Origin of the sequence: Rhizobium sp. PP-CC-3G-465 (genome assembly GCF_004343445.1) — a bacterium.
GTDB classification, from domain to species: domain Bacteria; phylum Pseudomonadota; class Alphaproteobacteria; order Rhizobiales; family Rhizobiaceae; genus Ferranicluibacter; species Ferranicluibacter rubi.
The window spans coordinates 1-14,483 of sequence record NZ_SLYH01000002.1 but is presented as its reverse complement, the minus strand read 5'-3'; the positions used below and the strand labels follow the sequence as shown (position 1 = coordinate 14,483).

Sequence of the window (14,483 nt, the reverse complement as noted above, 5' to 3'; positions counted from 1 at the left end):
GTCAATGTTTCTCGATTTGGGACGTCTGCCATTCGACCTTCGCCAACGACAGCCATTGGTCCCACACGTGAGCGAGCACAGACCATCTTGGTAGCGGTTCCTCTCTCCCTTCGACGTCTTGGCGCCGAGCTAAGTCTTGCCTGGCAATTTGCGATCGCGGGACTGATCGTCCTGATGGCCGGCATGGCGGCCATCGGGCTCTGGGTCACGGCGAATATCGAAATGGCGATCGTGCAGAACCGGGCTGATGCGACGGCACTGTTTGTGGACAGCATCGTATCGCCGCTTTCCCAAACACTGGCGCATCAGAGTGCGCTCGATCCCCCCGCGCAGAAAAACCTGCTGGCGGCAGTCGAGACCGGGCCGTTGTCCGAACGCTTCTTCTCGTTCAAGATCTGGACGCCGGAGGGAGACGTCGCCTTCAGCAGCGATCCGGGGCTGGTCGGACAGCGGTTCGCTCTCCAGCCGGAAATGCTCGCCGCGCTGAACGGTGAGGTGGTGGCGGCGTTCGACGAGATGGCCGGCGCAGAGCACCTTGTCGAGCGGGATAGCGGCCAGGAGCTTCTGGAAATTCACAGCCCTATCCGCGATGCCGGAACCGGCCGGATCATCGGCGTTGCGGAATTCTACAGGCCCTCGGCGGATATCCGGGAGGCTCTTTCCCGCGCCCGCCTTCGGAGCTGGCTGGTGGTTGCCGGCGTGACCATCGCCATGCTGGCGCTTCTGTTCGTCATCGTCGCGCGCGGCAGCAACCGTATTGACCGCCAGCGCCGGCGGCTCGACGATCAGGTGGAACATCTCTCGCAACTGCTGGCCGCCAATACGACGCTGCGCAACGCGGTGGACGAGGCTGCTCAACGTGCGGTGACCCTCAACGAGCGCTACCTCCGCCGCATCTCCGCGGATCTCCATGACGGACCTGCCCAGCTTCTCGCTTTTGCCGTCCTGCGGCTGGAGGCCATCCGCAAGGGCAAGGGGCGCCCCGACGATGAAACGCTTGTTCGCCGCTCCATCGATGATGCCATTGCCGAAATCCGAAGCCTTTGCCAGGATCTGCGGCTCCCGGAACTGGAAGGCTTGTCGGGTCGGGAGGTCGCACTGCGCGCCATAAAGGCGCATGCGTTCCACTCGGGCGCGACAGTCGAGTCGGCGCTTGCCGATGTCGCGGTAGAAACGCAGGGTGCCAAGATCTGCCTCTACCGCTTCCTGCAGGAAACCTTAAGCAATGCAACACGGCACGCTGGTGCAAGCCGTATCAAGGCCGAGCTTTCTCCCCATGACACCGGCATCATGGCCTGCGTCGAAGACGACGGCATCGGTTTTTCCAGCGAGCCGGACCCGGATCGGCCGGGGCTCGGTCTGGCCGGCCTAAGAGAACGGATCATAAGTCTCGGCGGACGCATGGAGATCACCCCGGCATCGAACGGCATGCCTTCGGGAACATTGGTCAGGATGTTCCTGCCATGAGAGGCACTGCAATAGAGACAGGCGCGCTTCGCGTCGCCATCGTCGATGACCACCCGATGTTCCGCATGGGCGTTGTTCGCGGTCTGGAAGAAGAGGCCGGCATCGAGATCGTCGGAGAGGGCGCCAGCGCCGACGACGCCATTGCGCTCTTTCGGACGCACAGGCCCGACATCAGTCTGCTCGATCTTTCGATGCCGGGAGGCGGCCATGCCGCCATTCACGCCATTCGCCAGATCGACCCGAACGCCTTGATCGTCATCCTTACGGCGTCCGCCGGAGAAACGGACGTTGTCGATGCGCTCTCGGCCGGAGCCAGTGGCTACGTGCTCAAGGGTGTCGAGGTTGACGAATTGCATCGGGTGCTGCGCAGCGTTGCGAACGGGAAGACCTGCGTGCCGGAAAGCCTAGCTCTCCGCCCGCCGGCCCGAGCGCAGGTCACTGCGTTACGTGTCGATACAGACCTCCCTGCTGCTGACGCGATGCCCAAGCTGACTCCGCGGGAAGAGCAGATTCTGTCGCTCGTTGCAGAAGGGCACAGTAACAAGGAGGTCGGGCGTCTGCTGGTTCTCCAGGAAAAGTCGATCAAACACGTGATGACCCGCATCCTCAGGAAGCTGCGGGCGCGCAACAGAACAGAAGCTGCGATGGTCCTGCGCGACTGGCAGCAGGGCGGGAAGCTTTGAACGAAGCAGCATCGTATCCATGGACGCGTACCTGATAAAGCGACAGGTGCGCCATGAATGTGTCGAGATGCAGCGGCGTCTCGACACTGGCCCCGCCATTCTCTCCCGACGTGGAGACATCGCTCGTCGCCGTTCCCACGGAATTGTCCCGCAGGCTTCCCGATACGGACCTTGGTCCGCATGGATCGGGCCTGCTCATCCGTTTAAGTGGAGTGATCGAGAACAGATTAAGCCTGGCCGGGTCGTCCCTATCGAAGCATCGCAGGAAGTCGCCTAGCGGCTCTCCCGAACCTTATCCAAGGAGCACTCCATGCACGCGCATTCCTTCCTCACCGCGACCGCCGTCGCCGCCCTCCTGGCGCTGTCTCCCTCGACCTCCGCGGCTGCCGACCTGAATGTCTACACGACCCGCGAACCCGCGCTGATCGCCCCGCTTCTCGAAGCCTTCACGGCAGCGACAGGGACGAAGGTCAATACCGTGTTCCTCAAGGACGGCCTTGCCGAACGCGTGGCGTCCGAAGGCGAAAGCTCGCCCGCCGATATTCTGATGACCGTCGATGCCGGCAACCTCGTCGATCTGGCTGAACGGGGCGTCACACAGGCCGTCGATTCCGACGTGCTGACCGCCGCCGTTCCCGCGCAGCTGCGTGATGCCAAGGGGCACTGGTTCGGCCTGTCCATGCGTGGCCGCGTGCTCTACGCCGCCAAGGACCTGGACCTGACGACCTTCCATTACGAGGATCTCGCCGACCCGAAGTACAAGGGCAAGGTCTGCATCCGCTCGGGCCAGCATCCCTACAACACCGCTCTGTTCGCCGATTACATCGCCCATCATGGAGCGGTCGAAACCGAGGCATGGCTTTCGGGCGTCAAGAACAATCTTGCCCGCAAGGCTGCCGGTGGCGACCGCGATGTCGCCAAGGATATTCTCGGCGGAATTTGCGATATCGGCATCGCCAACACCTACTATGTCGGCCTGATGACGTCGGGCAAGGGTGGCGAGGAGCAGGCGAAATGGGTGCAGGCGATCAAGGTCGTACTGCCCACGTTCAAGGATGGCGGCACCCAGGTCAACATCAGCGGCGCGGCCGTCGCCAAGCATGCCCCCAATAAGGCCGAGGCCGTGAAGTTACTGGAATACCTGGTTTCCGACGATGCGCAAAAGATCTACGCACAGGCGAACTATGAGTATCCCGTCAAAGCCGGCGTTGCCGTCGATCCTATCATCGCCGCGTTTGGTCCCCTGACGATCGACAAGACACCGTTGTCCGAGATCGTCGGTCACCGTAAGGAAGCAAGCGCGCTGGTCGACAAGGTCGGCTTCGACAACTGACCCGCGAAGACGGCGCTCATGTGGGCGCCGTCTTCCGATACCCCTGGATACCGCGATGCCCGCCAGTTCACCGGCCGCCGGCCTTCTCAGACGTTCCGGCAGGCGCTGGCTGGCCTGCGCCGGTGTCGTCGCGCTTGTCGTCGCGCTGCCATTCGTAGGGCTCGCACTCGAAGCGCTGAAGGGATCTCCCGGGCTTTGGGCGCATCTGGTATCGAGCATCCTACCGGTGGCGTTGGTGGATACGGTGATTCTTCTTGCCGGCGTCGGCCTTGTCACCGCCACGCTGGGTACCGCCGCTGCCTGGCTGGTCACGGCCTACGCCTTTCCCGGGCGGCGTGTGCTCGAAGGGGCGCTGCTCCTGCCGCTTGCGGTGCCCACCTACATCATCGCCTATGCCTATCTCGACATTCTCCACCCGATCGGCCCGGTCCAAGGCGCCGTCCGCTGGATGCTCGGTTATGAAAGCCCTCGGCAGTTCCGCCTTCCAGATATCCGATCCATGGCAGGCTGCATTCTGCTTCTCGGTTTCGTCCTGTATCCCTATGTCTATATTCCGACGCGGGCGATGTTTCTGACGCAGCCCGGCAATCTGATCGATGCCGCCCGAACGCTCGGGATATCGAGGCGTGCCGTTTTCTGGCGTGTTGCCCTGCCCATGGCACGGCCTGCCGTGGCCGTTGGCATCGCGCTGGCGTTGATGGAAACCTTGAACGATGTGGGGGCGGCCGAGTTTCTCGGCGTGCGGACGATGACGGTGTCGATCTACACGACGTGGATCACCCGCACGGACCTGCCCGGGGCTGCGCAGATTGCGCTCATGCTGCTTCTTATCGTCGTCGGACTGGTAGCGCTCGAGCGATGGGCCCGGCGCAGGCAGCGCTACGCCGGCGATACCCGGCGCAACCGCGGCATGACACCGGTTTCGGTCGCGCCGTCGAAGGGCGTGCTGCTGCTTGCCGCCGGGCTTGTGCCTGTGCTGCTCGGTTTCGTTGCGCCCGCCATCTACCTCGCAATAGAAGCGTGGAAACGCTACCAGTTCGCGTCGCTCTCCGCTCGCCTCCTCCATGAGGCCGTCAACACGATCGTCATTGCAACGCTGGCGACGGCCGTGACGATCACGCTGGGACTTCTCATTGTCTATGCGGCGCGCCTGCGCCCGGACACCGGCTGGCTTCTGCGCGTGTCCACCCTCGGCTATGCCGCCCCGGGCACTGTCGTTGCCATCGGCGTTCTGATCGTGCTCGGCAGTGCCGACCAGCTTATCGACCGCGCTGCGCTCCAGTGGGTCGGCATCTCCACCGGCCTCGTGTTCCTGGGGTCAGGCGCTGCCGTGGTCTATGCCCTGACCGTCCGGTTCCTGGCCATCTCGGCCGGAGGCATCGAAGCGGGGCTTTCGCGCATCCCGCTTTCGCTCGACCATGCCGCCCGCACGCTCGGGCAGTCGCCTTCGGGAACGTTCCGGCATGTTCACCTACCGCTGTCGAAGACAGCCATAGCGGCCGCCGCGCTGCTGGTCTTCGTCGATTGCGTCAAGGAACTGCCGGCTACGCTCCTCCTGCGTCCGCTCAATGTCGAAACCTTCGCGACTCATCTCTATGGCGAGGCCGCGCGCGGCACCTATGAGGAAGCCTCTATCGCAGCGCTCGCAATCGTCGCCATCTCTGTCCTGCCTGTTGTCTTCCTGTCCCGCGTCGGTGTCGCGGGGTCGGCATCATCGACGTCGTCGCGAAAAAATGAAGCGATCGAGGATACGCGAACATGACGGAACCGGCCGTGCGGCTGCAAAAGGCGATACGCAGGTTCGGGAGCACCACTGCCCTCGATAATCTGTCCCTCGATATCCACCAAGGAGAGATCCTGTCGCTCGTTGGGCCCTCCGGCTGCGGAAAGTCGACGCTTCTTCGAGTCATCGCCGGCGTGGAAACGCTGGATTCCGGACATGTCTTCCTCAGTGGGCGCCCCGTCGATGGCGATGGTTTCATCGAGCCTGAAGCCCGCAACGTTGGCTTCATGTTCCAAGACTACGCGCTTTTCCCGCATCTGAGCGTTCGTGACAACGTCCTTTTCGGCCTGAAGAAACGCAGGCGTACCGAGGCGGCAGCCCGCGCAGAAGATCTGCTCGGCCGGCTCGGTATCGCGCATCTGGCCGCCAGGTTTCCCCATGCGTTGTCCGGCGGAGAGCAGCAACGGGTAGCGCTTGCCCGGGCGCTGGCTCCCGAGCCCGGCATCATCCTTATGGACGAGCCGTTCAGCAACCTCGACCAGGGTCTGCGCCAGCGCGTAAGGGACGAAACCCTGTCAGTCCTGCGCGCCTCCGGAACCACCGTTATCATGGTGACGCATGATCCGCAGGAGGCTCTGTCGGCTGGAGACCGCGTTGTGCTGATGCGCGGGGGCGCGATCGTGCAGGTGGGAACGGCCTACGATCTCTACGACCGGCCGTTCGATGCCTATGCGGCGGCGTTCTTCTGCGCGCTGAATGCGGTACCCGGCCTCTTGCGCGACGGCAGGGTGGAAACCCCTCTTGGAACCTTCGCCGCGCCGCCTGCTCTGGCGCCGGAGGACGCGACGACGCTCTATATACGACCGGATGCGATCAACATTTCAACAAGTCCCGGGGCCATCCGAGCACGCATTCGGCGACGCGTCTTTCTCGGGGCAACAGAGCATGTCATGCTTCACGTCGAAGGTCTTGACCAACCGTTGACCTGCGCAACCTCAGCCCGCCTGCCCGAGGATGCAGACGTCGTTTTTATCTCGGTCTCGCCTGAAAAGGTCCTGATCTTCTGATACGGCTCAGGCCATTCTTCCATTTTCCGACCACTGCTCAGTCACTGCCAAAACCCATGGAATCGCGGCCAGAAACGAATTGCCGCAATCTAAAACTGCCTGACAGCATGCTCGATTGATGGATTGATAAGAGGGAAATGGATATCAAGCAGCGTGCCAAAAAGTCGCCGCTTATCGAACATGCGGATTTTACCGACTATAAGGCCATCATTAAGCGCGCCAATAAACTGGCGCATCTCGCGGCCAAGACGGAGTTGTCAGAAAGCTGGTGCTCAACACGGCACGCGAGACGGTCGAGCGTTTCCACGCCGTTTGGGAGGCGGAGAAGGCCAACCTGCCGATTGCAGGCAAGGTCCGCGAGATGATCGATGCGCACGCGCCGTCGATCGAGTTGTATCGAGAATGCACGTAGGCGAAAGAACAGGGCGCCATCCGAAGATGACGCGCTCGCAGGCTAGGCCTTGATCCGTGAAAGGGTCGATGCTTCGCTTGCATATGCCGATAACGTCTTGTTCTGCGAGAAATGCAGTTCATGTTCGATCTTGCTGGCGGCCCGGAAGACAAGCTCGCCCAGCAGCGCGCTCTGATCCAGGTCTTGCAGATCGAGGAGCGGCGTATGGTGACGGAAAATGCCGCCTTGCTGAAGCGCATCCTCGACGCCGAGGCGGAGGTCGAGCGGCAGAAGCGTCTTAATGCCTGCCTGATCACTAAGCGCGATCGCGCCATGAAGCCGATGCCTCTCCCGCGCGGGCCAAAATCCTGATGTCGTCTGCGATTGCAGGTTGGTTACTGCGCTCGTCGAAGGACAATTGTCGTCCTATCTATTGCCCGCAACATTCGTGCGCGGCATGATCTGCCGCATGCTTGACCCCTTCGATCCAGACCGCTTCATCGTGCGCGCCGAGGTTCATATCCTCGGCATCGAGCCCATGATCAGCCGCACGCTCGAACTGCCCATCATTCTCAACCTCGCTCAACTCCACGAGTTGCTGCAGGCCGCCTTTGGCTGGACTGACAGTCATTTGCATCAGTTCAATATCGGAGGCCTTATCTACGGGGCACCAGAGTACGATGAGGATGGTCTGTCCGACAGCCGGACCTTCGAGGCGACCGAGGTTAGGATGATCGACCTTCACTTTCCCTACGATCCCGAGGAAAACCCTCTCACGATCCTCTATGTATACGACTTTGGCGATAATTGGCGTCATCTGCTGCGCCTGGAGCGCGTCGCGCGCGAGGAGAATGCCAAATATCCTCGCTGTATCGCAGGTAAACGTTCCGGACCTCCCGAAGATGTTGGTGGGACTTCAGGCTATGCTGACTTCCTCGAAGCCTGGCTCGATCCTGACCACGAGGAACATAATGCCATGCGCCGGTGGGTGGGTCGCAAGTTTCACCCGGAGACCTGCAATCTCGATGACATCAACAAGGCGATCGCCAAGGCCATGCGCGCATCAAAGGGCGGCTACCGGTTCCGTCGCGAAGCTCGTAATTGACAGACGCGAGAGGGTTTCGAAGCCAAAGATACAATCGAACTACCGCTCACAGCTGAAAAGTGCTTAGAATCAGTGTAATCCAGCCAAAAGGACACCTGACACAAAACCTAACCGCTCAACCCGGTCGACCAGTGGCGCGCGATCGAGCGGCTGGTCGCGCTCGGCTGGACCGAGGAGGCGATCGGCGTCGCCCTCGGCTTTCCTGCGCGCCAGATCCGCAAGCTCCGGCTTCTGGCTAACGTTCTACCTGCCATGCTCGACCAGATGGCCAAAGGCGACATGCCGGACGAGCGGCAGCTGCGTACGATCGCCGCAGCCTCGCGCGAGGAGCAGGTGGAGGTCTGGAAGAAGCACAAGCTAAAGAAGGGCGATCCGCAGGTGACCTGGTGGAGCGTCGCGCAGGGGCTGACGAAGACGCGCATGCTGGCGAAGGATGCGAGCTTCTACGACGCTGTCGCCGAGGCCTACGGCATCGTCTGGCAGGAGGACCTGTTCGCGCCCGCCGACCAGGACAGCCGTTACACCACCGATGTCGAGGCGTTTCTCGGGGTGCAGAACGAGTGGATGGCAAACCATCTGCCGAAGCGCGGCGCGATCGTGGAAACGACGCAGTGGGGCGAGGTGAAGCTGCCGCCCAAAGCCGAGCGCGTCTACGGCAAGCCTTCCAAGTCCGACCGCAGCGCTTGGTATCTCGACCGGGACGGCAAGGTCCAGTCGGGCTCGAGCGCGACGAGCTATGGCGGCAAGCGCCTCGCGCGCCATGCGGTGCAGCTTGTCATTGAGGATGGCACGCTGGAATTCGATCCGGGTACGCTGGGCGTTGCGGCCCGCTAGATGCTGATCGATGTGCTCTTGGCTCGCGTGAACCAGACGAACAGCGGGATCGTCGCGCAAATCGCCCGCGAGGCGATCGGCGCGGCCACGTTCCTGCCGGACATGGGCACCGAGGCCTTCCTATCGTGCCTGTCGGGTGGCGCGCTCGAAGGCTCCTGCAAGGACACGCCCGTCCTGCCGCGTGCCCGCGTCCGCGACACGCGTGCGGCTCTGGTGGAGCATTTCGGGGAGGCGCCGTTCGTCCACCCGTCCGCGCTCTTTGCTTCGGAGGCGGAGGCGCTTGCCGAATGGATGACGCGAAACCGCGCATCGGAAGACGGGGAGGTCGATGTTGACGGCCTGCCGGACGATCCGGCCGAATTCGAGGGCGACGACGCGGCGAGCGACGAAGGTGCGGACGACGCCAGCATCGTCACCGACGACGAACAGGATGGCACGGCGGCGTCCGACGTGGCCGAGGCCTTCCGCGAGGCCGCCGAGTAGCCGCGCGTTTCCCTCTTCTTTTTTCCGAACGAATACCCGCCGCCGGCCGCAAGCCGGCGGCGGTTCCGTTTCAAGTTCACGCGCATCGCGCCACACCAGGGAGGACCTCATGTCCGCACAGCACATCCACGACCTCGCGCTACTCGGCGCGATCATCTGCTACGCCGACGGTACGGCAAGACCGCCGGTGCATCACAGGCGCAAGCTCGCACTCTGGGAGAACACCAACAATGCCGTGCATCTGATCCGCAAGCAGCCGGGAGGCCATCGCGGGATCGAGGGCGCGCATGGCCGCCGAGGGCGCGGTCGCGGCCTACGAGCAGATCGTCGGCGAGCGCTGGAAGCCCTTCGAGCGCCAGATCGAGAACGCCGGTGCAACCGTCGATCGCAAGGCTGCCGATCTCCAGATGGCGGCGCTCGCCACAGCCAACGCGGGTAGGGCTTCGGCCCCGCCAGTCCACTGGGCGCTCTCGCTCTGACAAAGCCCGCACTCTCCAGCACTCTTGGAAATGTAGACGCAATCATCTACATTTAGTTTTAGCTGATCTACATAGAGGGCCTCATGCCGATCAACGTCAACAATCCGGAGGCCGATGCGCTCACGCGCAAGTTCGCGCAGATGGCAGGCCTCAGCATCACCGAGGCGATCGTCATCGCCATGAAGGAAGCGATCGAGCGCCGCCGCAACAGCGAGACGGCGCTTCAGACGGCCGCGCGGCTGCGTGAGAAGCACGGTGTCGCGCTGACGGAGGAGGCACGCAAGCCGCTCGACGGCCAAATCTTCGACGAGATGTGGGAGGACCGCTGATGTATGTCGACGCCTGCGCGATCATCGCGCTTCTGTCCGACGAGCCCGAGGCGGAGCGGGTGTCCACATCGCTGGCAGGCGCCTCCAAGCGTATCACCTCACCGGTCGCCATTCTCGAGTCCGTTATCGGCCTCGCTCGGCCGGACAAGTTCGGGCTGAGCGTCGAGGCGGTGGAGCCGATCGTTCTTGAGTTCTTGGAGGCGCGCGGAATCGAGATCCGGGATCTGCCGCCGGCCAAACAAACGGTCGCCCTGTCGCTTTCAGCGGCGCAGCGCTATCGCGCCGGGCGGCATGGTCTCAATCTCGGCGACTGCCTGCACTATGCCTGCGCCAAATACTATCGCGTGCCAATCCTGGCGACGGCCGACGAGTTCAGAAAGACCGATCTGGACGTCGTGCCGTAGGCTGCAACCCAGATATCCTTGCGCTCTGCGGCTCACAGGCTTTCGTCAGAGGCGCTGATCGGGACGTTGACAGGCTCTTGACGCGACCCGCGCGCTCCGCATCCTCTTCCAGCGGGGCACGGCACGCTCCTGCAAGACGGATGGGAGCAAACGCATCCACGGTTTTCCTACCGGCAGGTCCACCGCCGGGGCGGGGCCTCACACCTCCGACTCCTTACTTGCGCGTTCTCAGCCTCGGCGCTGGCGTGCAATCGACGACGCTGGCGCTGATGGCGGCCAGTGGCGAGATCGGGCCAATGCCCGACTGCGCCATCTCGTCGATACCGGCTGGGAGCCGCGAACGGACTAAGACCATCTCGCCTGCTGGTGTCGCCGAACGTCCTGCCGTTCCCGGTCCATATCGTCTCGGCCGGGAACATCCGCGACAGCCTCATGGAGGCCGCAAGCGGAGAAGGCTGGGCGTCGATCCCGGCTTTCACGAAGATCGTGACGCCTGCATGAACCGAGGTGCCCATCCTCGACGAGGACGAGGACGGCGACCTGGTCGAGGTTTCCACACGGGCACGCCAACGGGAACGATCTCTATCTGCATGATCCGCCGCCAAGGCGCGGGCGACGTCAAGATTGTGCCGATCCGCATGAAGGTCCGCGAGCTTGCGGGCCTGACACGCCAGCGCTCGTCCCAGCATCCCGTCGTCGAGCAATGGCTCGGAATTTCGCTGGACGAGGTCGTACCATGAAACCTGCGCGCGAGGCGTGGCAGGTCGATTGATGCCGCTGATCGAGCGGCATATGACCCGGCACGATTGCCTGCGCTGGCTCAACCGGCACAGCTATCCCCCTCCACCGAAGAGCGCCTGCATCGGCTGCCCGTTTGATTTCGAAGCCGTATGGCGGACGATGCGCGACGAGGATCCCGAAGTCTGGTGCGATGCTGTCGCGGTCGATCGGGCGATCCGCACCGGCTTGCGCGGTCTCCGGGGCGAGGTCTGCCTCCACCGTTCGGAGGCTCCTCTCGACGAGGCCGACCTGTCGACCGCCGCACCTTTCGGGCTGAACCTTGCAGGGCGCGCGCCACCGTCGGCCTCGTTCGCAGTTAGCCGATGTCGAGGTGGGAAACTTGAGTTCCCGGCAAGGTTGCTTGCCATGTTGCGCGTTCGAGGGGTTTCGGGGGAGCGTTGCTCTCGCCTGCCATTGTCCGAAGGGGCGGTGTCGACGGTACGTTCAACGGAATCGAGTTCGGCAGTCGTGCAGCGGTAGCAAGAGCCTGCATCAATGGCGGTGTCCCCGCTGGTTGTGCTTCAAACCGTCGATGATAGACACACCTCGGTCGGGATCCTTCTGCGTTGATGATCGGTGCGCCCCGGCACGTCCTCGATGTATGGGTGTGACCGCAGGACGACTGCGTCTCGATCGCCTGACCGCAACGGCCTTCTGCGACTTTCTTCCCTGCTCTCTGCGCTCGCATTCCTCGCGATCCAAGAAAGCCGCTCTCGGCCGTCCTGCATTCCATTTCGGTCCCTTCGGGATGCGGTGGCGATCGCCAGCGGTCTTTGACACCCCATCGAGGTCGCGCAGGGGCGCGGCTCGAGCAAACCGAAAGTAGAGTAGGAGCACAGCGCCTGCCTGCCTCGCGGCAGGTGGTCTCTGCGCCCCTCTCGCCGAACCGGACGTGCAAGTTTCCAAGCTACCGGCTCTCCATGCGTGGCCATTGCCACGGGTGGCCCTCAAACGGACATGAGGGTGTTGAACGATGCCCAGAATCGATCGGCTCCTTTTCGGAACTTCTCGTCAGGGTCGTTCCATCCGTTTGGTATTCGTATGCCCCGGAACGGGAAGCGGATCGATCCACCTTCCCGGAAGAACCGCAGCGATTTCGGTCTGTCGACCCATCGCCAGCGGCTGTCAGGCGCCGTCGCGCGGAAGCAGCGGCACAGCTCACGCCATGTCGCCTTTCGATACTTTTTGCGCAGCCATCGCCCGATGCGCTCCCATAGCCACCAATCCAGACCGGAGAAGTCCCGCGTGGCCCATGTGGCGTAGCGGTAGTAATTTCGCCAGCCGGTGATGACCGGGTTGAGGCTCTCGATGAGATCGGCAAGGGATTGACCTGTCGGGGTCTCCTTCACCCTGACCTTGATCTTGTGGCGCAAATCCTTCAGCTTGCTCTTCGGTATGAAGAGATTGCCGACCATACGACCGGTGCGGCGAGCCTTGGTCTGCACCACCCGATAGCCGAGGAAGTCGAAGCCTTCCCCGACCTGGGTGATCCTGGTCTTTTCCATCGATAGCTCCATGCGCAATTCCTGTTTGAGGAACTGCGCCAGCGCCAGCTTTTCGGCTTCGGCGTCCTTGAGCGTCCCATCCGTCAGCACGACGAAGTCGTCGGCATAACGAACGGCGAAGAATGTCGGCCTGTTTCTCCGGCGGTCATAGAGCCGCCGGTCGGCTGCATTCTGCGGACGCTCGCGAGGACGCATCGACCACCGTCCATATCTCTCGTCGATGGCAGCCAGATAGACGTTGGCCAGCAACGGTGAGATGATGCCGCCCTGCGGGGTGCCCGTGACAGGGTGATGGACGGAGCCCTCGATCATGACACCAGCTTTCAGGAAGGCGAGTACGAGCCTGAGGACATTGCGATCCCCAATACGGCGGCGTACGCGCTCCATCAGCACGTGATGATTGACGGCATCGAAGCAGCCCTTGATGTCCCCTTCGATCACAATGCGGTACTCGGAGGTGCCGCTGGGTGTGGGGTGCAGATGACGCTGGATGTTCGCCAGCGCATCATGGGTGCTCCTGCCGGGCCGGAAGCCGTATGAGGACGGATAGAAGTCCGCCTCGAAGATTGGTTCCAGCACGAGCTTCAAAGCCATTTGTACCAGTCGGTCTTTGAGCGTCGGAATGCCGAGTGGACGTACCTTGCCGGGTTTACCCGGTTTAGGAATCAGCCTTTGCCTGACAGGCTCTGGCCGATATGTGCCGCCGCGCAGCTCGTTTCGAATATCCTCGATGAACTGCGTAGCGCCGCCCGGCCGCTCTTCGACCGTCTTCCGCGTGACGCCATCGGTTCCTGGTGTTCGACTGCCCTTGTTACGGGACAATCGTCGCCAGCTTTCCGAGAGTGTCCTGCGGTCGCATACGATGTTGAACAGATCCGCGAACACCTTGTCGGCGTCCGCGACACTCCACCTGTGAAGTTTGCGCTGCATGTCGAGGACGAACACAGTATTCACCGCGTCTGGCTTCATCGGCCCACCTCCTGCCGGCTTGCTTCACTCACTGTCTCCCTTCGCCATGTGGACGGCTTTCCCGCCCTCGGACTACTACGAAGACTCCGCCCCCTGCCGCGCCGATCATCGGTCGCCTCGATCATCTCGCGCAATCCTGCGAGAGAGAACACGGCAAGGTTCCCAAGTTCACCTGATGTCCCTTCGCCTGCCGTAGGGACCGACTTTACCCCGTGAGAATTCCGACCAACGGCCACCGCAAGCTGGGCCGCTGGCTGACGCGCGCGATAGCGCGCACCCCTGATCCCCGGTAATCCAGCGGGGATCGGCGCTCCTCCGGTCTTTCGACCGACCTGCCCACTTCCGGTTTGACAGGTTCCATGTTGCAACGAGGCTTCAAACATCGGTTCGATTACTCTTCCCATAGCAGGCATGCTTGCCGGACGGACCATGGGCGGAAGTCCCTGACCCTCCGACTTTGACGGGTTCTGCTTATTTATGGCTTGCCGGAGGCACCCGGCTTACCTCACCCGTCTGCTTCAGCCCCCGTACTTGCGGCACGTTGGCGTCGGGGTTTCCCACCCCGCAGGGGCAAAAAGTGCGCGTGACGGTTTCCAGCCGTCACTCTTGGCGCACGGAACACGACCATGGCGACCATCGGCACCTTCACCAAGAACGAAAACGGCGCGGGCTTCACCGGCGCGGTCAAGACCCTGACCCTCAACGTCAAGGCCAAGTTCGTCGCCACCGAGGGCGACAGCGAGCGCGGCCCCGACTTCCGCATCTTCGCCGGCGCCACCGAGTTCGGCGCGGCCTGGAAGAAGACCGCCCGCGAGACGCAGCGCGAATATCTCTCCGTCAAGCTGGAGTCGGGTAGGCGCGGCCCGTTTCCAGGCCGCGCCCCCCTAAGAACTGCACGTGCGAGTTTCCCCGCATGCAGCTCAAGCCTCTG

At 62.7% G+C, this 14,483-nt stretch carries 14 protein-coding genes and 2 pseudogenes; 15 read left to right on the top strand and 1 reads right to left on the bottom strand.

Translation table 11 applies throughout. The features are described 5' to 3' along the window. The first annotated feature begins 87 nt into the window (after positions 1-87). The 14 genes and pseudogenes from C8J33_RS12475 to C8J33_RS27905 all read left to right on the top strand — a co-directional run bounded on the left by C8J33_RS12475 (position 88) and on the right by C8J33_RS27905 (position 11,558). Entirely contained in the window at positions 88-1,467 is a 1,380-nt protein-coding gene (locus C8J33_RS12475) for a sensor histidine kinase (protein WP_132449364.1), read from the top strand. Next, a complete protein-coding gene (locus C8J33_RS12470; RefSeq protein WP_110803099.1) occupies positions 1,464-2,150 on the top strand; it encodes a response regulator in 687 nt (228 codons plus the stop codon). Before C8J33_RS12475 ends, C8J33_RS12470 begins: the two co-directional genes overlap by 4 nt. A 310-nt stretch (positions 2,151-2,460) precedes the next feature. Then, the gene (locus C8J33_RS12465) at positions 2,461-3,483 is read left to right on the top strand and encodes a Fe(3+) ABC transporter substrate-binding protein (protein ID WP_110803098.1); all 1,023 of its coding nucleotides are present in this window, start codon (positions 2,461-2,463) and stop codon (positions 3,481-3,483) included. Between the two features lie 55 nt (positions 3,484-3,538). Then, positions 3,539-5,245 (top strand): ABC transporter permease, encoded by a 1,707-nt coding sequence (locus C8J33_RS12460; RefSeq protein ID WP_132664556.1) that lies wholly within the window; start codon positions 3,539-3,541, stop codon positions 5,243-5,245. Beyond that, positions 5,242-6,273, top strand: coding sequence for an ABC transporter ATP-binding protein (locus C8J33_RS12455; protein ID WP_110803096.1), 1,032 nt, complete (start codon positions 5,242-5,244; stop codon positions 6,271-6,273). Before C8J33_RS12460 ends, C8J33_RS12455 begins: the two co-directional genes overlap by 4 nt. Positions 6,274-6,541: 268 nt before the next feature. Further along, on the top strand, positions 6,542-6,685 hold the full coding sequence (locus tag C8J33_RS12450; protein ID WP_165917059.1) for a hypothetical protein: 144 nt from the start codon (positions 6,542-6,544) through the stop codon (positions 6,683-6,685). Positions 6,686-6,805: 120 nt separating this feature from the next. Continuing rightward, positions 6,806-7,036, top strand: coding sequence for a hypothetical protein (locus tag C8J33_RS12445; protein ID WP_132664555.1), 231 nt, complete (start codon positions 6,806-6,808; stop codon positions 7,034-7,036). Positions 7,037-7,121: 85 nt separating this feature from the next. After that, entirely contained in the window at positions 7,122-7,769 is a 648-nt protein-coding gene (locus tag C8J33_RS12440) for a plasmid pRiA4b ORF-3 family protein (protein WP_422038263.1), read from the top strand. Between the two features lie 114 nt (positions 7,770-7,883). Beyond that, positions 7,884-9,086, top strand: a pseudogene (locus C8J33_RS12435) (plasmid partitioning protein); the annotation flags it as partial. Positions 9,087-9,370: 284 nt separating this feature from the next. After that, positions 9,371-9,565 (top strand): annotated as a pseudogene (locus tag C8J33_RS12430) (hypothetical protein); the annotation flags it as partial. An 83-nt stretch (positions 9,566-9,648) separates the two neighbouring features. After that, positions 9,649-9,894 (top strand): type II toxin-antitoxin system VapB family antitoxin, encoded by a 246-nt coding sequence (locus C8J33_RS12425; RefSeq protein ID WP_110729215.1) that lies wholly within the window; start codon positions 9,649-9,651, stop codon positions 9,892-9,894. Then, positions 9,894-10,298, top strand: coding sequence for a type II toxin-antitoxin system VapC family toxin (locus C8J33_RS12420; RefSeq protein WP_132664554.1), 405 nt, complete (start codon positions 9,894-9,896; stop codon positions 10,296-10,298). The genes C8J33_RS12425 and C8J33_RS12420 overlap by 1 nt, the downstream gene beginning before the upstream one ends. Before the next feature lie 590 nt (positions 10,299-10,888). Next, complete coding sequence (locus C8J33_RS27910) at positions 10,889-11,038, top strand: hypothetical protein (protein WP_343289803.1); 150 nt, start codon at positions 10,889-10,891, stop codon at positions 11,036-11,038. Positions 11,039-11,069: 31 nt separating this feature from the next. Further along, positions 11,070-11,558, top strand: coding sequence for a hypothetical protein (locus tag C8J33_RS27905; protein ID WP_422038131.1), 489 nt, complete (start codon positions 11,070-11,072; stop codon positions 11,556-11,558). Positions 11,559-12,025: 467 nt separating this feature from the next. On the opposite strand, the gene ltrA is transcribed toward C8J33_RS27905, so the two are convergent. Continuing rightward, a complete protein-coding gene (gene ltrA, locus C8J33_RS12405) occupies positions 12,026-13,552 on the bottom strand; it encodes a group II intron reverse transcriptase/maturase (protein WP_110803123.1) in 1,527 nt (508 codons plus the stop codon). A 626-nt stretch (positions 13,553-14,178) separates the two neighbouring features. Here ltrA and C8J33_RS12400 point away from each other — a divergent pair. Further along, the coding region (locus C8J33_RS12400; RefSeq protein ID WP_245507164.1) for a DUF736 domain-containing protein at positions 14,179-14,483 on the top strand (305 nt) is incomplete at its 3' end.